A 19,085-nucleotide genomic window follows, 5' to 3' on the forward strand; every position below is an offset into this window, starting at 1 on the left:
TCCTCAGCGATGCAGGTCGCCCGCGGCCTCGGGCTGGTAGGCGATCTCCAGCACGCGCAGCCGGCGCGACTGGCTGCCGGGCATCGGCCAGTCGATCTCCTGGCCACAGGCGAGCCCGAGCAGCGCGCTACCCACGGGAGCCAGGATCGACACCGTGCCCGGCTTGCCGGCCGCGCCCGGATACACCAGGGTCACGGTGAGCCGCTCGCCGGTGTCCTCTTCGCCGAAGGTGACGGTGGAATTCATGGTGACCACGTCCGGCGGCATCGCGTTGGGCTCGCTCAGTTCGGCCCGATCCAGCTCGGCCCGCAACGCCGCGTGCTGCTGTGCCTGCTCCGGCGGCAGCCGGTCGAGCAGGCTCTCGATGCGCTCCACATCCAGGCGGGACAGCGTGATGGCGGGCCGAGGCATGGCAAGGATCTCCTGGGGACGAAAAGCACACGCGCCAGAGCGCGCACGCTCCAGCGCGTGTGATGGGCTCGTGACGTGCGTTTCGGAATGAAACGCCCTCTGACTTTGGTGTCGCCCGAGGGGAAAAGCAACCCACCCCAACGGGTAACATGGACGGCATGCCCGATGCCGTATCTCCCGTCCTCCTCCCTCCAGCGACTGAAGAGATACCGGACATCCCCACGCGGGAGCGCTACCGCGGCCTGATCTGGCTGGTTTCGGCCGCGTTCTTCATGCAGGCGCTCGATTCGACCATCGTCAACACGGCCGTGCCCGCGATGGCCGACGCGCTGGACGTCACCCCGCTGGGCATGCGCAGCGCGCTGACCAGCTACGTGCTGACCCTAGCCATCCTGATTCCGGCCAGCCCGTGGCTGTGCGACCGCTTCGGCACGCGCCGCGTGTTCGGCGCCGCCATCGCGGTGTTCGGCCTGGGCTCGCTGTTCTGCGGCATTGCGCAGACGCTGCCCGAACTGGTGGCCGCGCGCGTGATGCAGGGCGTGGGCGGCGCGGCGTTGATGCCGGTGGGCCGCTACGTGCTGGTGCGCAGCATCGCCAAGCACGAGTTCGTCCGGGTGATGAGCACGGTGGCCACCTTCGGCCTGCTCGGCTCGGTGCTCGGGCCACTGCTGGGCGGTGCGCTGGTGGAGTTCACCAGCTGGCGGCTGATCTTCCTGATCAACGTGCCGGTGGGCATCGCCGGTTTGTGGATGAACAAGCAGGACATGCCCGAGTACCGGCTGCGGCACGCCAACCGCTTCGACCTGCTCGGCTTCCTGCTGTTCGGCGCGGCTTCGGCGCTGCTGCTGGCCGCTTCGGAACTGCTCGGTGCCGAGCACGTGCGCTGGGGGCCGATCGGCGAATACACCGCGCTGGCCCTGCTTATCGGCGTGATCTACGTCTGGCACAGCCAGCGTACGGCGTTTCCGGTGGCCGACCTGTCGCTGTTGAAGGTGCGCAGCGTGTGGGTGGCGCTGGCCGGCAACCTGTTCACGCGGCTGGGCATCTCCGGCATGTTCCTGCTGCTGGTGCTGTTCCTGCAGGTCGGCTGCGGCTGGTCGCCGCTGCTGGCCGGCCTGATGATGGTGCCGCAGGCGCTGGGTTCGATCAGCGCCAAATGGCTGGTCAACCGCGCGCTGGCGCGACTGGGCTATCGCCGCCTGCTGCTGGGCAATACCTTGCTGGTCGCGTTGCTGCTTGCCTCCTTCGCGCTGTTCGGACGCACCACGCCGATGTGGCTGATCGCGGCGATGGTGTTCCTCTACGGCAGCTTCGCCGGCATGCAGAACACGGCGATGAACACGCTGATCTACCACGACCTGGACATCAGGCACGCCTCGATGGCCTCGTCGATGGCATCGACCGCGCAGTACCTGTCGATGAGCTTCGGCATCGCGCTGGCCACGCTGCTGATGGAGTCGCTGCTGCAGGGCCACGCGCATAGCGACTACGTGGCGGCGTTCCGCTGGACGGTGCTGATCCTGGCCGCGGTCACCGCCTCGGCCAGCCGCGTGTTCGCCCGCCTGGGCGCCGACCGCCCTGCCCGCCAGCCAGCCGCGGCCGAGGCTTGAGCCGGGAGGCAGCGCTCACGCCTGCTAACCTTGGGGCGTTTCCCGGGAAGCCATCCATGCGTTCGTTCTTCCTCCTGGCCGCACTGGCTGGCCTCTTTCCGGTGTCGGCTTCCGCCGCGGACGCCGGCGCCAACTTCCACCTGACCGGCCATCCGGTCGGCTGGTTCGCACTGGCGTTGTTCGTGCTCGCCTACCTGGCGGTGGTGCTGGAGGAGCGCATCTGCATCGCCAAGTCCAAGCCGGTGATGCTCGCCGCGGCGCTGATCTGGGGCCTGATCGCCTGGCAGGCGCGTGGCGAGGGCACGGCGGCCGCGCGCGGCGCGTTCGAGGCGATGTTCCTCGAGTACGCCGAGATCTTCTTCTTCCTGGTGGTGGCGATGACCTACGTCACCGCGATGGGCGAGCGCAACGTGTTCGAGGCCTTGCGTGCGCAACTGACGCGCCGGCGCCTGGGCTACCGCGCGCTGTTCTGGATCACCGGGACCATCGCCTTCTTCCTCTCGCCGGTGCTGGACAACCTCACCACCGCACTGGTGATGTCGGCGGTGGTGCTGGCGGTGGGCGGCGGCCAGCGGCGCTTCGCCACGCTGGCGCTGATCAACCTGGTGGTCGCGGCCAACGCCGGCGGCGCATGGAGCGCGTTCGGCGACATCACCACGCTGATGGTGTGGCAGGCGCACAAGGCCGAGTTCTTCGATTTCTTCCGGCTGTTCCCTCCTGCGTTGGCCAACTGGCTGGTGCCGGCCTTCGCCATGCATTTCGCGCTCCCCGAGGGTTCGCCCGAACCGGCGCCTGGCCACGCCGGCGTCAAGCCCGGCGGCATCGGCATCTGCCTCACCTTCGCGCTGACCATCGCGATCACCGTGGTCGGCAAGCAGTGGCTGGGCATGCCGGCCGCCTACGGCATGCTCGCCGGCCTGGCGCTGCTCAACCTGCTGGCCTCGCGCATCGACCTGCGCCAGCGCCGCTACGCTCTGGCGCAGGGCATCGAAGAGGAGCCCTATTCGATCTTCCGCATCATCGCCAACGCCGAGTGGGACACGCTCTTGTTCTTCTACGGCGTGTTCGGCTGCGTCGGCGGGCTGGCGGCGCTGGGCTACCTCGAGCTGGCTTCGCACGCGCTCTACGGCACGCTGGGCCCCACCTATGCCAACACCGCCATGGGCGTGCTTTCGGCGGTGATCGACAACATCCCGATCATGTACGCGGTGCTGCAGATGAACCCGCCGATGGACGCGGCGCAATGGCTGCTGATCACGCTCACCGCCGGCGTCGGCGGCAGCCTGCTTTCGGTCGGATCGGCTGCCGGCGTGGCGCTGATGGGCGCCTCCGACGGACGCTATACCTTCATGAGCCACCTGCGCTGGAGCTGGGCGATCGCGCTGGGCTACGTGGCCAGCATCGCCCTGCACCTGGCCCTCAACGGCGCCTGATCCGCCATACGGAAGCAGCGAGGAAACCATGCACCACGCCAGCGAGATCCTGCTCACCCTGTTCCTGGTGTTCGTCGCCGCGCAGGTTGGCGCAGAAATCGCCCAGCGCCTGAAGCTGCCCGGCGTGGTCGGCGAGATCACCGCCGGCGCCGCGCTCGGCCCCTCGCTGCTGGGCTGGATCACGCCGGAGCAGATTCTGCCCGGTACCCCGTTGGACGTACTGGCCGAGATCGGCGTGGTGCTGCTGCTGTTTTCGGTGGGACTGGAGACACGGCTGGATGACCTGAAGAAGGTCGGCAAGATCGCCTTCCTGGTCGGTGTGCTGGGGGTGATGCTGCCCTTCGGCATGGGCAGCGCATGGGCGCACGGCAGCGGCTTCGCATGGGGCAAGTCGCTGTTCGTCGCCGCGGCGTTCGTGGCCACCTCGGCGGGGATCACCGCGCGCGTGCTGCAGGAGCTGGGCGCGCTGCAACGGGTGGAGAGCAAGGTGATCCTGGGCGCCGCGGTGATCGACGACATCCTCGCCATGCTGCTGCTCGGCGTGGTGGTCTCGCTGCAGGGCGGCGAAGGCTTCGATCCATGGAAGCTGCTGGTGGTGCTCGGCAGCGCGATCGGCTTCATCGTGCTGGTCGGCCTGGGCGGCGCGCGGGTGATGCGCTGGAATTCCGCCTGGCTGGACAAGCCGCACAGCCCGCATTCGCCGCTGGCGATCGTGCTGGCGCTGTGCCTGGGCCTGGCCTGGCTTTCCACCCTGCTTGGCCTGGCCGCGATCATCGGCGCCTTCCTGGCCGGCATGATTGCCTCGGAGACGCGCCAGCAGCATGTCCTGGAGCAACAGACCCAGCCGCTGCTGGCGTTGCTCACGCCGTTCTTCTTCGTGATCACCGGCAGCAAGATCGACCTGCGGCAACTGGCCAGCGGCGAGGCGCTGGCGATGCTGGCGGTCGTCACCGTGATCGCCATCGTCTCCAAACTCGCGGGCGGCTGGCTGGGCGCGCTGGCGCTGGGCCGGCGCAGCGCGGCCATCGTCGGGCTGGGCATGGTGCCGCGCGGCGAGGTCGGCGTGGTCGTAGCGAGCCTGGGCCTCACGGCCGGCGTGTTCAGCGACCGCATCTACGCCGTCATCGTTGCGATGTCGCTGCTCACCGCCATGGTCACGCCGCCCGTGCTGGCCTGGCTGCTCAGGCGCCATCCGTCGACGCCGTAGGCAGGGACGAGCGCCGGCGCCCCTGCGCCCGCCCTATCTTGACGCCCGTTTCAAGCACGATCGGCCAAGGTTCCGTCCCCACCCGGCAGGAGCACTGGCCATGAAAGCGACCCTCGTCCCCCTGGCAGCCGCCCTCGCACTCGCCATCGCGCCGATGGCGCAGGCGCAATCGTCCTATGCCTCAAAAGCGACCCGTGCCCCGAGCGGCGTGCTGGTCCGTTCCGACGGCATCTACCTGCGCTGCGACCAGTGCGGCACCGTCGAAAGCATCGAGCACACCGTCGCGCAGGGCGGCGGCCATGGCACCGCCGGCGCCGTCATCGGCGCGATCGCCGGGGGCGTGCTGGGCAACCAGGTCGGCAAGGGCAAGGGCCGCAAGCTCGCTACCGTCGGCGGCGCGGTGGGCGGCGGCTTCGCGGGCCATGCCATCGGCAACCGCACGGGCAACGGCAACGAAGCCTGGACCGTCCGCCTGAAGATGGCCAACGGCACCAACACCTCCGTGCAGGTCGCCGACGCCTCCGGCATCCGCGAGGGCGACATCGTGCAGGTGGATGCGGACGGAAACATCACCAGGGTGAAGTAATCACACCGGCGCCCTCGATCGATCAACCTGCCCGCAGTTCCGCGGCTGGACGGCGCCGCGCCAGCACCTGGAGCACGCGCTCGATGTGCGCCTGTCGCAACCGCACCGCCTTCTCGGCATCCGAGTCGTCCAGTTGCTCGGATCGCACGCGCTCGCGGTGCTCGATCTCCAACGCCAGCAAGCGATAGGCAAGCGCCAATCTCTTCTGGATCTGCTCGTCAGTGGCCATGGCGGTACACCGAGCGGCCTTGGGATACCCATGCTACGCCGAATTTGTGACGGAAAGCGGTCGCGACAGGAGGGCCGCTTTTCGGGTTGCGCAGGGTCCGATCCTGATGCGGTCGACGTCCGCCGACGAGTGGCGACAACTCATCGAGTTCGTGATCTTCGACCTGAGTTTGAACCCGATAAGTGGCGGAGAGAGTGGGATTCGAACCCACGGTAGGCTTGCACCTACGGCAGTTTTCAAGACTGCTGCCTTAAACCGCTCGGCCATCTCTCCGATGGGCTGGACTCGCAGGCGCCTCGTGCCGGCGACGCATGCACCGAGGCATTGTACGGTCGATGGAGATCTTGTCCATCGCGGCCGGCGTTACGCCCGAGCGGCGCTTTGGTTGACGGTCGAAACGCCGTGCAGGTTCTTGCGTTTAGCCGTCCGGCGGATAGCTGAGCGGCGGCCATACGCACCCGCTTTCGCCATCTTGCGGAGACATCGCGGTTGCCTAGCATTCGCTCCACGGCCAGCGGCGGTCGCTTGCCGGTGAATCCACTTCAGGAGCTTCCCATGAGCATCAAGTCGACCTTGTGCGCTGTTGCCCTACTCGCCGCAGGCGCCGCCCTCTCGCCTGCCTACGCCGACGGCCATTGGGCCAAGACCCATCCGCGCCGCGACCAGGTGAACGACCGGCTGCACCGTCAGGACGCGCGCATCCACGATGAGCGCAAGGAAGGCGACCTCACCAAGAGCCAGGCGGCCGCCCTGCACAAGGACGATCACCAGATCCGCCAGGAAGAGCGCGACATGGCCAGCCAGAACGGCGGCCACATCACCAAGCAGGAAAAGCGCACGCTCAACCAGCAGGAGAACCAGGTCAGCAAGGAGATCGGCCACTGAGGCCGACCGTCACGACCATGGACCGCGGGGCGCTTCGGCGCCCCGCTTGGTTTCAGGCGAGGCGGTCCAGGCCGCGCAGGTAGGGCTTGAGCACCTCCGGCACACAGATCGAGCCGTCGGCGTTCTGGTAGTTCTCCATCACCGCGATCAGGGTGCGGCCGACGGCCAGACCGGAGCCGTTCAAGGTGTGCACGAGCTCGGGCTTGCCCGTTTCCGGGTTGCGCCAGCGGGCCTGCAGGCGTCGGGCCTGGAAGTCCCCGAAATTGGAGCAGCTGGAAATCTCGCGGTAGGTGTTCTGGCTGGGCAGCCACACCTCCAGGTCGTAGGTCTTGGCGGCGCCAAAGCCCATGTCGCCGGTGCACAGGAGCATCTTGCGGTACGGCAGGCCGAGCAGCTGCAGCACCTTCTCGGCGTGGCCGACCATCTCCTCGAGCTGCGCATAGGATTCGGACGGCCGGGCGACCTGCACCATCTCGATCTTCTCGAACTGGTGCTGGCGGATCATGCCGCGGACGTCGCGGCCGTAGCTGCCGGCTTCGGCGCGGAAGCACAGCGTGTGCGCGGTCATGCGCAACGGCAGCGCATCGGCGTCCAGGATGGCGTCGCGCACCAGGTTGGTGAGCGGCACTTCGGCGGTAGGCACGAGGTAGCGCTTGGCTTCGCCCACCTGGGTGGCGAACAGGTCGTCCTCGAACTTGGGCAACTGGCCGGTGCCCTGCATGCTGTCGGCGTTGACGAGCACCGGCACGTTGCATTCGAGGTAGCCGTGCTCCGCGGTATGCAGGTCGATCATGAACTGGGCGAGCGCGCGGTGCAGGTGCGCCAGCTGGCCGCGCAGCACGGTGAAGCGGGCGCCTGACAACTTGGCGCCGGCGTCGGCGTCGAGCCAGCCATGGCGCTCGCCCAGCTCGACGTGGTCCTTCGCGGGGAAATCGAGCGTGCGCACCACGCCCCAGCGGGTGATCTCCTCGTTGTCGTGCTCGTCCCTGCCCAGCGGCACCGTCTCGTGCGGCAGGTTGGGGATGCCCAGCGCGATGCCGGCGAGCCTGCACTGCACCTCGCCCAGCGCATGCTCGTTGGCCTTGAGCGTGTCGCCGATGCCGGCGACCTCGGCCATCAGCGGCGCGACGTCTTCGCCCTTGGCCTTGGCCTGGCCGATCGCCTTGGAGCGGGTGTTGCGAAGGTTCTGCAGCTCCTGCGTCTGCGTGGACAGCTGCTTGCGCTCGCTCTCCAGCGCCTCGACGGCTGCGACGTCCAGGTCGAAGCCGCGGGTTTGCTTGAGGCGCGCGGCGGTTTCGGCCAGGCGCGAGCGCAGGAGGTTGGGGTCCAGCATGGGGGCGATCCGGTGAAGGCTTGAAGCTTGGGATTATCGCTGTGCGTGGTGCGGGGGAGCAAACCGGGGCGCATACCCGGTGAGGGTGTAGTGAGGGGCCTACCCCTCTCCCAGCCCTCTCCCCCGGCAAGGCCGGCGAGAGGGGACTATTTCTCGCGCGCCTGGCCGCGCGCCTCGCGCAGGGCGAGCAGCTTTTCGCGCAGCTTCTGTTCCAGGCCGCGTTCGACCGGCTCGTAGAACACGGCGCCATCGAGCGCATCGGGCAGGCACTGCTGGTCGAGGGCGATGCCGCCTTCGGCGTTGTGGTCGTACTGGTAGCCCTTGCCGTAGCCCAGGCCTTTCATCAGTTTGGTCGGTGCGTTGCGCAGATGCATCGGCACCTCCAGGGTGCCGCCCTCGCGCACGGCGGCGCGGGCCTTGTTGTAGGCCATGTAGGCGGCGTTGCTCTTGGGCGCGATGGCCAGCCAGATGGCCAGCTGCGCCAGGCCCAGTTCGCCCTCCGGGCTGCCCAGGCGCTCGTAGGTGTCCCACGCGTCCAGCGCCATGCGCCATGCGCGTGGCTCGGCCAGGCCCACGTCCTCGACCGCCATGCGGGTCATGCGGCGGGCGAGATACAGCGGGTCGCAACCGCCGTCGAGCATGCGGCAGAGCCAGTACACGGCAGCATCCGGGTCGGAGGAGCGCACCGATTTGTGCAAGGCCGAGATCTGGTCGTAGAACTGCTCGCCGCCCTTGTCGAAGCGGCGCGTGCGGTCAGCCAGCACCTGGGTGAGGGTCGCTTCGTCGACGTGGCCCTCGTGCGCTACTTCGGCGGCGATCTCCAGCAGAGTCAGCGCACGTCGCACGTCGCCGTCGGCCGCCCGCGCGATCAACTGCAGCGATTCGGGTGCGACCTCCAGATGCAGCCGGCCCAGGCCGCGCTCCTCGTCGGCCAGCGCGCGTTCCAGCGCACCGACGATCGCCTCGGCGGAGACCGCCTCCAGCACGTGCACGCGGCAGCGCGACAGCAATGCGGAGTTGAGTTCGAAGGACGGGTTCTCGGTGGTGGCGCCGACGAACACGATCACGCCTTTTTCGATGTGCGGCAGGAAGGCGTCCTGCTGCGCCTTGTTGAAGCGATGCACCTCGTCCACGAACAGCACGGTGCGGCGGCCCTGGGCGAAATTGGCCTCCGCCTCGGCCAGCGCCTTGCGCACGTCCGGCAGGCCGGAAAGCACGGCGGAGATGGCACGGAAGTCGGCATCGGCATAGCGCGCCACCAGCAGCGCCAGCGTGGTCTTGCCGCAACCGGGCGGTCCCCACAGCACCATCGAGTGCACCCTGCCCGCTTCGAGCGCGCGACGCAGCGGCGAGTCGGCCGCGGTCAGGCGCGGCTGGCCGACGATCTCGTCGAAGCTGCGCGGGCGCATGCGCTCGGCCAGCGGCTTGAGCGCATCGGATTCGGGGAACAGGGAGGCGGTCTGGGGCATCGCCGCGATGATAACCCTCGGCGCATCGCGGTCGACACGGCCGCCGATGGCGATGGCCGCAGCGCAGGCCGGCCGCGATTGCGCGCTCCTGCGTCGCTATGCGGTGGCCGTGCGCTTGCGATAGAGGCTGTAGAGGGCGCCGCAAAGGCCGGTCAGCGTGGCCGGGATCAGCAGGCTGTGTTCCCGCAGGCGCTCGAACAGCAGCGCACCCGCTACGCCGCCGAGCATGAACGTGCCGATCACCAGCACGCACACGCGCATCCGCAGCGTGTCCACCTCGAGCCCGCGCAGGCGGTGGCCCAGGTAGATGCCCAGGTCGGTGAACATGCCCGAGACATGGGTGGTGCGGAACACCATGCCGCTGTAGGTGCTCACCATGCCGTTTTGCAGCCCGCAGGCCATCGACGCGAGCCACAGGCCCGCCGACCATTCCCGGTCCAGCAGCGGCACGGCGGCGAACAGCAGCAGGGACTCGAGCAGCAGTGCGACGCCGTAGGGGCGGCCGAGCTTCAGCGTGCTTTTCTGCACGATGGCGCCGGCGGCCATGGCGCCGATCACGAACGCCAGCAGCGACAGCGCCCAATGCAGCGCCTCGGTGCTCTGGGCAGTACCCAGCGAAATGCCCAGCAGCGTGGTCGAGCCGGTCAGGTTGGTGATCGACTGGTGGCGAAAGCCCATGTAGCCGGCTGCGTTGACCAACCCCGCGATGAAGGCGAGCACGGCGCCGCCGATCCACGCCCAGCGCGGCAACTGGCGCAGCACGGGCATGGCCGGATCAGTCCTTCAGCGGCTGGGTGGTGATCACCGGCAGGTCGCCGATCACGTCGGTGCCGGGCGGCGGCGTGAAGTTGAAGGTCGACGGCGGCAGCCCGACGTTGCGCTGCCAGTCGGAAAAGCGGATGTCGGTCACCGCGCCGAGCTGGTCGCGGAACACCATGCGCTTGAGGCCCTGCGCATCGAAGCCGAGGTCGGCGTAGTCGAACTGCGGGTCCTTGGCCTTGGACGTCATGCGCAGCCAGGTGAGCCCATCGCGTTCGCCCTGTTCGGTCACCTCGAAGTCTCGGTCCAGCTGCTTGAGGTCGGTGACCACGGTCAGCGGACTGTGCGCTTCCTCGGTGCTCTGCACGCGCACCGTGACCTGCTCCAGCTCCGGGTCGTACAGCCACACGCGGCTGCCATCGGCGACGATGGTCTGCTTGTACGGGGCAAGCGTGTCCCAGCGGAACTCGCGCGGCGCTTCGAGCGCGAGCGTGCCGGAACTGCCCTTGGCATCGTGCCCGCTGGCGTCGGTGAGGGTCTGCGTGAAGCGGCCCTTGAGCGAGTGCAGGCCGGTGGCGAAGGCGTCCAGGCGCTGTCGCGCAGGACCGGCGGCGGCCTGGGCCAATCCGGCAAAGGACAGCGCGACCACGGCGGCGCAGAACAGGATACGGGTACGGAGCATGGCGATTCCAGATGAATGGGCGGCAAGTCTGCCTTCGGCAGCCTTAATCGGACTGGTCTTGGCGCTCGGCCGGAACGAGGTCGAAGGCGATGGATAGCCGGTGCTCACCGGGTGCTCCGGAGAAAGGCACCGTGCCATGCCACATCCAGGACGGAAACAGCGTCAGCAGGCCGGGCTCGGGCTTCACGTAGTGCTCGGCCGGAAGCGCCAGCGCCATGGGTATGCCCGGCTCGCCGAACTTCAACCAGCCGCCCCGATCGCCGTCGGAAACCGAGGCCGGCACGTCCAGATGGCAGGCAGAGGAGATCCATCCCTTGCCATGATAGTGGTTGGCATGGTGGCCATGCGGCCGCAAACGCACCGACCATAGGCCGGTGAACCGGTAGCCGCCGGCGGCGCGTCGTGAAAACGCATCGTTCGGCCCGGCCTTCAACGCCTCCATGTAGCGCCGGATCGGCCCCTCGACGGCCAAGGGAAACGCCCGTACCGCCGCATCCGCCCCCGCCAGGCGCAGCTCGACCTGGGTGCCGGAGCGGGCCGATTGCGCAGGCGGGTGCGCCTGCAGGCGATCGTGGCGGACTTGCAGGCTGGCGGACAGATCGCGCAGATACGTGCGTAGGTCGGGCCAGCCCGGCGGCACGTCGATGCGGCAGGAACGCACCAGGCGCGGATAGTCGTAGAGCGCCCGGTAACGCGGGTCGCCGAGCGAGCGCCACGCCGCCGCCTGCAGCGCCAGGGCGTGCGCGTCATCGGGGTCCTGCGCAAGCAGGCTTTCGGCCAGCCCGGCCGCTTCCCCGACCCGACCGTGCGCGAGCAGGATGTCGCCCCGCAGCCCTTTGGCCGGGCGGTGGTGCGGAGCCAGCCGCAACGCATGCTCCACCAGCGCCAGGGCATCGGTCGGGTCGGACGCAAGGGCGCATTGCGCGGCAAGCACGTGCAGTTCGACGTGGTGCGGGTGGACCCGCAGGAGAGGAGCCAATTCCGCGCCCGCCCGTTCCGACGCGCCTGCATCGTGCAGGAGGCGCGCCCTGACCATCTGCAGTTCGATCGTGGGCTGGCTGCCGCCACCGGCCCCGATGGCGGCACAGGCCGCCTTCAGGTCGCCCGTGCGCATCCATACCAGCTCGGCCAGGCTGGTATGCGCGGCCACGTGGCCGGGATGGGTCGCTATCACACGCCGGAATTCGGTCTCCGCCTCGTCCAGGCGATCCTGCTCGAACAAGGCACGCCCGAGCACGAAGCGTGGTGTAGGGCCATCGAATCCCTTGGAGATCGCATCGCGCGCCGCGGCTTCCGCGGCTTCGGGCATGCCGCCCTCGCCGCAGGCGATCGCCAGTCCCAGGGCCAGCCGGGCATCGGACGGAGCCGCCGCGACGGCATCCCGGTACGCGGCGATGGCCTGGACCGGTCGCCCCAGCGACAACAGCAGCTGCGCGCGCAGTTGCAGCGGCACGACCGCGCGGCGGGTCGGATGCGACGCAAGGAAACCTTCAGCCAGTTCCAGCGCCGCCGCGGCGCGGCCTTCGTGGATCAGCCGGCCAGCTTGCGCCAGCAGCGCCGCGTGCTCGCCACCCTCGTTGGAACCATCGGGTTCGATCGCCATCTCCCTGTGCTCGCTCAAACGCAACTGCGTGCGGTGGCCGCTACTTCGGCGGGGGCGGCGCCAGCACTTCCCGGTTGCCGTTGTGCTGCGGAGCGCTGACCACGCCGTCCTGCTCCATCTGCTCGATCAGCCGCGCGGCGCGGTTGTAGCCGATGCGCAGGTGGCGCTGCACGCCGGAGATCGACGCGCGGCGGGTCTGCGTGACCACGGCGACGGCCTTGTCGTAGAGCTGCGCGTCGGCGTCGCCGCCTTCCTCGCCGTCCTGCGGCAGGCCCGAGTCGTTGATGAACTTGCCATCGCTGGTGGCCTGCACCTCCTCCAGCACACCCTCGATGTACTGCGGCGCGCCCTGCGCCTTGAGCCAGGCGACCACGCCATGCACCTCGTGGTCGTCGACGAAGGCGCCGTGCACGCGTTCGGGCGTGGCGGTGCCGGGCGGCAGGTAGAGCATGTCGCCGTGACCGAGCAGCGCCTCGGCGCCGGACTGGTCGAGGATCGTGCGCGAGTCGATCTTGGAAGAAACCTGGAAGGCGATGCGGGTGGGGATATTGGCCTTGATCAGGCCGGTGATCACGTCCACCGACGGGCGCTGCGTGGCCAGCACCAGGTGCACGCCGGCGGCGCGCGCCTTCTGCGCCAGGCGGGCGATGAGTTCCTCCACCTTCTTGCCGACGATCATCATCATGTCGGCGAATTCGTCGATGATGATGACGATGTAGGGCAGCGGCTCCAGCGGCTCGGCCGCCAGGTTGGGCATCTCCGGGTTGGGCCGGAACAGCGGATCGAGCAGCGGTTGCCCGGCCGCCTCGGCGTCCCTGACCTTCTTGTTGAAGCCGCCCAGGTTGCGCACGCCCACCGCGGCCATCAATCGGTAGCGGCGCTCCATCTCGGCCACGCACCAGCGCAGCGCGTTGGCCGCTTCCTTCATGTCGGTCACGACCGGCGCGAGCAGGTGCGGGATGCCCTCGTAGACCGAGAGCTCCAGCATCTTCGGGTCGATCATGATCATGCGCACGTCTTTCGGGCTCGCCTTGTACAGCAGCGAGAGCACCATCGCGTTGACCGCGACGGACTTGCCCGAACCGGTGGTGCCCGCCACCAGCAGGTGCGGCATCTTGGCCAGGTCCGTGACCACCGGCTTGCCGCCGATGTCCTTGCCCAGCGCCAGCGCCAGCGGCGACTTCATCTGGTCGTACCTGTCCGAGCGCAGGATCTCGGACAGGTACACGATCTGCTTCTTGGCGTTGGGAATCTCCAGGCCGATCACGTTCTTGCCGGGAATCACATCGACCACGCGCACGCTGACCACGGAAAGACCGCGCGCGATGTCCTTGTCCAGGCTGGACACCTGCGCGCCGCGCACGCCGGCGGCCGGCTCCAGTTCGAAGCGGGTGATCACCGGTCCGGGGTAGACACCGACCACCTTGGCCTCGATGCGGAAGTCCTTGAGCTTGAGTTCCACCTGGCGCGAGAGCACCTCCAGCGTCTCTTCCGAATAGCCCGGCCCCTGCTCCGGCGCCTCGTCGAGCAGCGACAAAGGTGGCAGTTCGCCGGGCTGCGAGGCGCCGACGAACAGCGGGATCTGCGTCTCCAGCTTGGCACGCTCGCTCTTGGCGACCGGCGCGGGCGGCGTCTCGATGCGCACCGGTTCGCGCTTGGCCTGCCTGGCCGCCTCGGCCTTCTTGACCACCTCGCGCTCGGCGCGCGCCTGCTGCGCCTTGGCCGCTTCGGGCGCCTGCTTGAGCTTGCCGCGCAGCCAGCCGACCAGCAGCAGCGTGCCCTGCCCCGTCCAGTCCATCACCTTGAACCAGGACAGGCCGGTGGCCAGCGTCACCGCGATCAGGAACAGCGCCAGCAACAGCAGCGGCGCACCCTTCTCGCCGAAGGCCTGCAGCAGGCCATGGCCGACTCCCTGGCCAATGATGCCGCCCACGCCCTGCGGCAGCACCGGTTCGTTGAAATTGAGATAGAGCAGCGCCGGCGCCGTGACGAAGAAGAACACGAAGCCGATCAGGCGCAGCGAGGATTCCCACGGATGCTCGGCCTGCTCGCCGCGCTGGCGCAGCACCTGCACGCCCAGCAACAGGAGCAGCAGCGGGAAGCAGTAGGAAACCAGCCCGAAGATGTAGCGCAGCAGGTTGGCGATGTTCGCCCCCACGGCGCCGCCGAAGTTGCGCGCGTGCTCGACCGTGCTGGCATGGCCCCAGCTTGGGTCCTGGTCGTTGTAGCTGGCCAGGCAGACCAGCAGGTAGACCGCCAGCGGCAGCAGCAGCAAGGCACCCACTTCGCGCAGGCGGCGCTTGGCTTCCTCGCTGAGGCCGATGGGTTCGTTTGCCTTCTTTGCGTTTGCTGCGCTGCGCGCCACCGGAGCGGATTCCCCTCGAGACTTCGTCCCAAGTCTACACAGGCCGTTGAGGGGGTAGAAGCTTGATTTTTCTGGAAAGGCGGGGGTTTCGAAAAGCTGCCCTCTCCTCTCGGGAGAAGGGTTTGGGGGTGAAGGTATAGCCAGCGCGCGGTGTCACGCTCCCCCGCACCCTCTCCCGCCTGCCGGCACCCTCTCCCGAGGGGAGAGGGGCTCAGATCGGACGCCTAGGCCTTAGGCCATGCCCTGCAGCGCCGGGTGCACCAGCTTGCCGCCGTCGACGTTGATGCCCACGCGCAGCGGCTCGAACTCACGCCACTCCTTGCCGGCGGCCAGGCGCTGCACGTACGGCAGGATCGCCGCGGAGATCGCCACCGACGAGGTCTGCGGCACGGCGCCAGGCATGTTGGTCACGCAGAAGTGCGTCACGCCGTGCACGTCGTAGGTCGGCTCCTTCCAGGTGGTCGGCCTGGAGGTCTCGAAGCAGCCGCCCTGGTCGATCGAAATGTCGACCAGCACCGAGCCCTTCTCCATCGTCTTGACCATCTCCTCGGTCACCACGCGCGGCGCCTTGGCGCTGGGGATCAGCACGGCGCCGACGACCAGGTCGGCATCGCGCACTTCCTGCGCGACCGACGACTCGTAGGCGTACAGCGCGGTGACGTTCGGGCCCATCGCCATCATCTCGGCGAGGCGATCCTGGCGCTTGTCGAACACCACCACGTTGGCGCCGGCAGCAGCGGCCAGCGCGGCGGCATTGCCACCGGCGGCACCAGCACCCAGCACCACCACCTTGCCGCGCGGCGTGGAGGCCATGCCGCCCAGCAGCTTGCCCTTGCCGCCCTGCGGGCGATGTAGCAGGGTCGTACCGATTTGCGTGGCGATGCGGCCGGCGATCACCGACATCGGCAGCAGCAGCGGCAGGCCGCCGTTCTCCTCCACCGACTCGAACGCCACGCCGGTCAGGCCGATGTCCAGCAGCGACTTGGTCAGCGCCGGCTCGGCGGCCAGGTGCAGGTAGCAGAACAGCAGGTGGTGCTTCTTGAGCAGGGCCAGGTCGCCGGCGATCGGCTCCTTGACCTTGACGATCAGCTCGCCCTTCTCGTACAGCGCGGCCGCATCGGGAACGACCTTGATGCCTTCCTTGGTGTAGGCCTCGTCCGAGAAGCCGCTCTTCTCGCCCGCGCCGGACTGGATGAACACCTCGTGGCCGCGGCGGACCAGGTCGGCGGCGGCGGCGGGAACGAGGGCGACGCGGCCTTCGAGGGTCTTGGTTTCGGAAGGAATACCGATACGCATGGTTTGGCTTGTCCTGTGGAGTTGGGCCGGCGCAAGGCGTCGACGATGGGGAAACACGAGCGGCAAGCCTTGAATCGCGGTGCGCCCTTCCCCATCCTTGCGGGTTCCGAGCGCCGGCCGTCGGTACGGATAACGCCGCGACCGACGCAGGCGAACAACGATCAAAGCCGCCAGCAAACCCAAGGATTATAACGATGACCACCCCCAAGCACAGCCGCCTGCTGATCCTCGGCTCCGGCCCCGCGGGCTACACCGCCGCGGTCTACGCGGCGCGTGCCAACCTCAAGCCGACGCTGGTCACCGGCCTGCAGCAGGGCGGCCAGCTGATGACCACTACGGAGGTGGACAATTGGCCGGGTGACGTCGAAGGCCTGCAGGGCCCGGCGCTGATGCAGCGCATGGCCGAGCACGCCGAGCGCTTCCACACCGAGATGATCTTCGACCACATCCACCAGGTGGACCTCAACCAGCGCCCGTTTCGCCTCAAGGGCGACTCGGGCGAATACACCGCCGACGCATTGATCGTCGCCACCGGTGCCACCGCCAAGTACCTGGGCATCGCCAGCGAGGAGAAGTTCAAGGGCCGCGGCGTGTCCGCCTGCGCCACCTGCGACGGCTTCTTCTTCCGCGAGCAGGACGTGGTGGTGGTCGGCGGCGGCAACACCGCCGTGGAAGAGGCGCTGTACCTGGCGAACATCTGCCGCAAGGTTACCCTGGTGCACCGGCGCGACAAGCTGCGCGCCGAGAAGATCATGCAGGACAAGCTGTTCGAGAAGGCCGCCGCCGGCAAGGTCGAACTGGTCTGGAACAGCACCATCGACGAAGTGCTGGGCGACGACTCGGGCGTCACCGGCGTGCGCGTGAAGGACGTCAACTCCGGCGCCACGCGCGACATCGAAGCCACCGGCTTCTTCGTCGCCATCGGCCACACGCCCAATACCGGCATCTTCGAGGGCCAGCTGGACATGCACGACGGCTACATCAAGATCCGCAGCGGTACCAGCGGCATGGCCACGCTGACCTCGGTACCCGGCGTGTTCGCCGCCGGCGACGTGGCCGACCACGTCTATCGCCAGGCGATCACTTCGGCCGGCTTCGGCTGCATGGCCGCGCTGGACGCCGAGCGCTGGCTGGACCAGCAGCACCTGATGGGCTGAGCGCACCGGACGCAGGGCGGGCCTCGGCCCGCCATCGGCGGCGCGGCGATTCCCTGTCCTTATCGCGCAAGGATGCGCTCTTGCAAAAAAATCCGCATCGACCGGAACCGGCAGATGCGCAATAGAAAAGCCCCATGCCGAGGCATGGGGCTTTTTTTTACATCGCAATGTGCAGAGGGCGGATTAGGCCGCCACTTCCACACCCGAAGCCTGGGCACCCTTCGGGCCCTGGGTGACTTCGAACTTCACGCGCTGGCCTTCCTGCAGGCTGCGGAAGCCCTTGGAATTGATGGCCGAGAAGTGGACGAACACGTCCTCTCCACCGTCCTCGGGCGCGATGAAGCCAAAACCCTTGGCATCGTTGAACCACTTGACCGTACCGAAACGCATTGCGTGAACCTCTGACTCTAGGACTGGATGCACCAAGGCTTGCGCTGGACCACCTTTTCCCCTTGGTCAGCCGCCCCTGGCACGGGCGAAAGTATCAACATGTTTATGGGCAAAGCGCAATATGCGAGGTTGATTTTCGTTTCTGCGGGATCGTATTGCCGCAACGCGGGGTAATGAAAAACGGCCGCCCTGGTCGCCACTGCCTCGAAAGATCAGAACAAATAGCTGATTAGGACAGCATTGCCCCGAGCAAAACCGGAACCTGCGCCGTGGCGGCCGCCAGGTGGGCAAAGATCTCCTCGATGCTGATTTCCTCCTCGTCGCCGCAGCCCGCGGCGAAGTTCGCGACCAGGGCGAGGCAGGCGTATTCGAGCTCCAGTTCGCGCGCCAGGGCGGCCTCCGGCATGCCGGTCATGCCGACCAGGTCGCAGCCGTCGCGCCTCATGCGGGCGATCTCGGCGCGGGTCTCCAGCCGCGGGCCTTGGGTGGCGCCGTAGCAGCCGCCGTCGATCACCGCGATGCCCGCCCTGCCCGCCGCCCGCACCAGGGCCTGGCGCAGCGGGGCGGTATAAGGCTCGCTGAAGTCGATGTGCTTCACTTCGGCGCCGTCGACGTCGCAGAAGCTGGTGATGCGGCCGTAGGTGTAGTCGATCAGCTGATCCGGCACCACCAGCGTGCGCGGCCCCATGTCGGCGCGGATGCCGCCGACCGCATTGACCCCGATCACCCGCCGCGCGCCCAGCGCATGCAGCGCCCACAGGTTGGCGCGATAGTTGACCCGGTGCGGCGCCAGCGTATGGCTTTCGCCATGGCGCGCCAGGAACGCCAGCCGCTTGCCGGCGAAATCGCCCAGCACCACCTCGCCCGAGGCCGGGCCGTAGGGCGTCTCCAGCACGCGCCGGTCGGCGTTTTCCAGGCCGGGGAAACGGTACAGGCCGCTGCCGCCGATGATGGCCAGGTCGATGATTTCGGTCATGGTCGCTCCGGGGCTCATTCGGACTTCAGCGCATAGATGGCCGGAAGGTTGCGGCCCTGCTCGTAGTAGTCCATGCCGTAGCCGAACACGTAGCGGTCGGGCAATTCCACGCCATTGAAGTCGGAGGCGATGCCGGCCACGCAGCGGTCGTGCAGCTTGCGGCAGAGGCTGGCGATCAGCACGCGCTTCGCGCCACGCTTCATGCAGTCGTCCCGCACCGCCTTGAGCGTATGCCCCTCGTCCAGGATGTCGTCGACCAGCAGCACGGTGCGTCCGGCCAGCGGTACCTGCGGCTCGCGCAGCCAGCACAGGTCGCTGCCGGCGGTGGCGCCGCGGTAGCGGGTAGCGTGCACGTAGTCGAACTCCAGGTCGGTGCGGATCGACAGCGCCAGCTGCCCGGCGAACATCAGCGCGCCGTTCATCACGGTCAGGAACACCGCCCGCTCGCCCTCCAGGGCAGCGTCGATGCGCCGGCCCAGGTCGGCGATCACGGTGTCCAGCTCGGCGCGCTCGAACAGCACCTCGGCGTGGGCCAGCGCCTGCGCCAGCGGGAGAAGCGGTGTGCTCATGGGGTTCCTTCGGTTTCGTCCAATGCAGTGATGCGCGCGATGAAGCGGTCGCGCTGGGGATTGTCCAGCAGGCCTTCCCAGGTCGCGCCGATGGCGCCGCGCAGCGGGGCGAGGCGCTCCATTGC

Annotated in this window: 18 protein-coding genes, 1 tRNA gene and 1 pseudogene; 6 read left to right on the plus strand and 14 right to left on the minus strand. The window is 68.3% G+C overall.

The features are described from left to right. Positions 1–3 precede the first annotated feature (3 nt). Positions 4–411: a nucleoside diphosphate kinase regulator gene (gene rnk, locus HOQ08_RS02695; protein WP_291191240.1), complete on the minus strand. Its 408-nt coding sequence runs from the start codon at positions 409–411 to the stop codon at positions 4–6. A gap of 158 nt (positions 412–569) precedes the next feature. On the opposite strand from rnk, the gene HOQ08_RS02700 reads away from it, so the two are divergent. From HOQ08_RS02700 to HOQ08_RS02715, 4 genes are all read left to right on the plus strand, one after another. Further along, the gene (locus HOQ08_RS02700) at positions 570–2,021 is read left to right on the plus strand and encodes an MFS transporter (protein WP_291191290.1); all 1,452 of its coding nucleotides are present in this window, start codon (positions 570–572) and stop codon (positions 2,019–2,021) included. Between the two features lie 56 nt (positions 2,022–2,077). After that, entirely contained in the window at positions 2,078–3,454 is a 1,377-nt protein-coding gene (nhaD, locus tag HOQ08_RS02705) for a sodium:proton antiporter NhaD (RefSeq protein WP_291191243.1), read from the plus strand. A gap of 28 nt (positions 3,455–3,482) precedes the next feature. After that, positions 3,483–4,661 carry a cation:proton antiporter gene (locus tag HOQ08_RS02710; protein WP_291191246.1) on the plus strand — a complete coding sequence of 393 codons (1,179 nt, stop codon included), beginning with the start codon at positions 3,483–3,485 and terminating at the stop codon, positions 4,659–4,661. A 100-nt stretch (positions 4,662–4,761) separates the two neighbouring features. Continuing rightward, positions 4,762–5,247 carry a glycine zipper 2TM domain-containing protein gene (locus tag HOQ08_RS02715; RefSeq protein WP_291191248.1) on the plus strand — a complete coding sequence of 162 codons (486 nt, stop codon included), beginning with the start codon at positions 4,762–4,764 and terminating at the stop codon, positions 5,245–5,247. 22 nt (positions 5,248–5,269) lie between these two features. Here the strand turns inward: HOQ08_RS02715 and HOQ08_RS02720 are convergent, their stop codons facing one another. Both HOQ08_RS02720 and HOQ08_RS02725 read right to left on the minus strand, forming a co-directional pair. Continuing rightward, on the minus strand, positions 5,270–5,476 hold the full coding sequence (locus HOQ08_RS02720; RefSeq protein ID WP_291191251.1) for a hypothetical protein: 207 nt from the start codon (positions 5,474–5,476) through the stop codon (positions 5,270–5,272). 183 nt (positions 5,477–5,659) lie between these two features. Next, positions 5,660–5,749: transfer RNA gene (locus HOQ08_RS02725), tRNA-Ser, on the minus strand. A gap of 282 nt (positions 5,750–6,031) precedes the next feature. Between HOQ08_RS02725 and HOQ08_RS02730 the strand changes: the two genes are divergently transcribed. Beyond that, positions 6,032–6,361 carry a hypothetical protein gene (locus HOQ08_RS02730; protein WP_291191252.1) on the plus strand — a complete coding sequence of 110 codons (330 nt, stop codon included), beginning with the start codon at positions 6,032–6,034 and terminating at the stop codon, positions 6,359–6,361. 52 nt (positions 6,362–6,413) lie between these two features. On the opposite strand, the gene serS is transcribed toward HOQ08_RS02730, so the two are convergent. From serS to ald, 7 genes are all read right to left on the minus strand, one after another. After that, positions 6,414–7,694, minus strand: coding sequence for a serine--tRNA ligase (gene serS, locus HOQ08_RS02735; protein ID WP_291191255.1), 1,281 nt, complete (start codon positions 7,692–7,694; stop codon positions 6,414–6,416). A 146-nt stretch (positions 7,695–7,840) separates the two neighbouring features. Further along, positions 7,841–9,163 carry a replication-associated recombination protein A gene (locus HOQ08_RS02740; protein ID WP_291191257.1) on the minus strand — a complete coding sequence of 441 codons (1,323 nt, stop codon included), beginning with the start codon at positions 9,161–9,163 and terminating at the stop codon, positions 7,841–7,843. Between the two features lie 96 nt (positions 9,164–9,259). After that, positions 9,260–9,931, minus strand: coding sequence for a YoaK family protein (locus HOQ08_RS02745; protein ID WP_291191260.1), 672 nt, complete (start codon positions 9,929–9,931; stop codon positions 9,260–9,262). Positions 9,932–9,938: 7 nt separating this feature from the next. Beyond that, the gene (gene lolA, locus HOQ08_RS02750) at positions 9,939–10,604 is read right to left on the minus strand and encodes an outer membrane lipoprotein chaperone LolA (protein ID WP_291191263.1); all 666 of its coding nucleotides are present in this window, start codon (positions 10,602–10,604) and stop codon (positions 9,939–9,941) included. Between the two features lie 43 nt (positions 10,605–10,647). After that, on the minus strand, positions 10,648–12,207 hold the full coding sequence (locus HOQ08_RS02755; protein WP_291191267.1) for a tetratricopeptide repeat protein: 1,560 nt from the start codon (positions 12,205–12,207) through the stop codon (positions 10,648–10,650). 40 nt (positions 12,208–12,247) lie between these two features. Further along, positions 12,248–14,530 carry a DNA translocase FtsK gene (locus tag HOQ08_RS02760; protein ID WP_291191293.1) on the minus strand — a complete coding sequence of 761 codons (2,283 nt, stop codon included), beginning with the start codon at positions 14,528–14,530 and terminating at the stop codon, positions 12,248–12,250. A gap of 273 nt (positions 14,531–14,803) precedes the next feature. Continuing rightward, a complete protein-coding gene (gene ald, locus HOQ08_RS02765) occupies positions 14,804–15,868 on the minus strand; it encodes an alanine dehydrogenase (protein ID WP_291191270.1) in 1,065 nt (354 codons plus the stop codon). 194 nt (positions 15,869–16,062) lie between these two features. Here ald and trxB point away from each other — a divergent pair, with 194 nt between their 5' ends. Continuing rightward, entirely contained in the window at positions 16,063–17,025 is a 963-nt protein-coding gene (trxB, locus tag HOQ08_RS02770) for a thioredoxin-disulfide reductase (RefSeq protein WP_291191272.1), read from the plus strand. Between the two features lie 183 nt (positions 17,026–17,208). Here trxB and HOQ08_RS02775 read toward each other — a convergent pair whose 3' ends face one another. The 4 genes and pseudogenes from HOQ08_RS02775 to HOQ08_RS02790 all read right to left on the minus strand — a co-directional run. Then, a complete protein-coding gene (locus HOQ08_RS02775) occupies positions 17,209–17,415 on the minus strand; it encodes a cold-shock protein (protein ID WP_090053863.1) in 207 nt (68 codons plus the stop codon). Between the two features lie 229 nt (positions 17,416–17,644). Beyond that, positions 17,645–18,391: an S-methyl-5'-thioinosine phosphorylase gene (locus HOQ08_RS02780; protein WP_291191284.1), complete on the minus strand. Its 747-nt coding sequence runs from the start codon at positions 18,389–18,391 to the stop codon at positions 17,645–17,647. A 14-nt stretch (positions 18,392–18,405) separates the two neighbouring features. After that, positions 18,406–18,960, minus strand: a complete 555-nt coding sequence (locus HOQ08_RS02785; protein ID WP_291191287.1) for a hypoxanthine-guanine phosphoribosyltransferase — start codon at positions 18,958–18,960, stop codon at positions 18,406–18,408. Further along, positions 18,957–19,085 (minus strand): annotated as a pseudogene (locus tag HOQ08_RS02790) (beta-N-acetylhexosaminidase); the annotation flags it as partial. The pseudogene HOQ08_RS02790 and the gene HOQ08_RS02785, both read right to left, overlap by 4 nt.

It is taken from the genome of Frateuria sp., from assembly GCF_013362045.1.
Taxonomy (GTDB): Bacteria; Pseudomonadota; Gammaproteobacteria; order Xanthomonadales; family Rhodanobacteraceae; genus Frateuria_A.

What these genes read in the sequence shown, in the direction of transcription:
- HOQ08_RS02775 (WP_090053863.1), bottom strand. Translation starts at nt 17,415, where the DNA reads ATGCGTTTCGGTACGGTCAAGTGGTTCAACGATGCCAAGGGTTTTGGC.
- ald (WP_291191270.1), bottom strand. Translation starts at nt 15,868, where the DNA reads ATGCGTATCGGTATTCCTTCCGAAACCAAGACCCTCGAAGGCCGCGTC.
- lolA (WP_291191263.1), bottom strand. Translation starts at nt 10,604, where the DNA reads ATGCTCCGTACCCGTATCCTGTTCTGCGCCGCCGTGGTCGCGCTGTCC.
- HOQ08_RS02720 (WP_291191251.1), bottom strand. Translation starts at nt 5,476, where the DNA reads ATGGCCACTGACGAGCAGATCCAGAAGAGATTGGCGCTTGCCTATCGC.
- trxB (WP_291191272.1), top strand. Translation starts at nt 16,063, where the DNA reads ATGACCACCCCCAAGCACAGCCGCCTGCTGATCCTCGGCTCCGGCCCC.
- rnk (WP_291191240.1), bottom strand. Translation starts at nt 411, where the DNA reads ATGCCTCGGCCCGCCATCACGCTGTCCCGCCTGGATGTGGAGCGCATC.
- HOQ08_RS02785 (WP_291191287.1), bottom strand. Translation starts at nt 18,960, where the DNA reads ATGAGCACACCGCTTCTCCCGCTGGCGCAGGCGCTGGCCCACGCCGAG.
- HOQ08_RS02710 (WP_291191246.1), top strand. Translation starts at nt 3,483, where the DNA reads ATGCACCACGCCAGCGAGATCCTGCTCACCCTGTTCCTGGTGTTCGTC.
- HOQ08_RS02715 (WP_291191248.1), top strand. Translation starts at nt 4,762, where the DNA reads ATGAAAGCGACCCTCGTCCCCCTGGCAGCCGCCCTCGCACTCGCCATC.
- HOQ08_RS02780 (WP_291191284.1), bottom strand. Translation starts at nt 18,391, where the DNA reads ATGACCGAAATCATCGACCTGGCCATCATCGGCGGCAGCGGCCTGTAC.
- HOQ08_RS02700 (WP_291191290.1), top strand. Translation starts at nt 570, where the DNA reads ATGCCCGATGCCGTATCTCCCGTCCTCCTCCCTCCAGCGACTGAAGAG.
- HOQ08_RS02740 (WP_291191257.1), bottom strand. Translation starts at nt 9,163, where the DNA reads ATGCCCCAGACCGCCTCCCTGTTCCCCGAATCCGATGCGCTCAAGCCG.
- HOQ08_RS02730 (WP_291191252.1), top strand. Translation starts at nt 6,032, where the DNA reads ATGAGCATCAAGTCGACCTTGTGCGCTGTTGCCCTACTCGCCGCAGGC.
- serS (WP_291191255.1), bottom strand. Translation starts at nt 7,694, where the DNA reads ATGCTGGACCCCAACCTCCTGCGCTCGCGCCTGGCCGAAACCGCCGCG.
- nhaD (WP_291191243.1), top strand. Translation starts at nt 2,078, where the DNA reads ATGCGTTCGTTCTTCCTCCTGGCCGCACTGGCTGGCCTCTTTCCGGTG.
- HOQ08_RS02745 (WP_291191260.1), bottom strand. Translation starts at nt 9,931, where the DNA reads ATGCCCGTGCTGCGCCAGTTGCCGCGCTGGGCGTGGATCGGCGGCGCC.
- HOQ08_RS02755 (WP_291191267.1), bottom strand. Translation starts at nt 12,207, where the DNA reads ATGGCGATCGAACCCGATGGTTCCAACGAGGGTGGCGAGCACGCGGCG.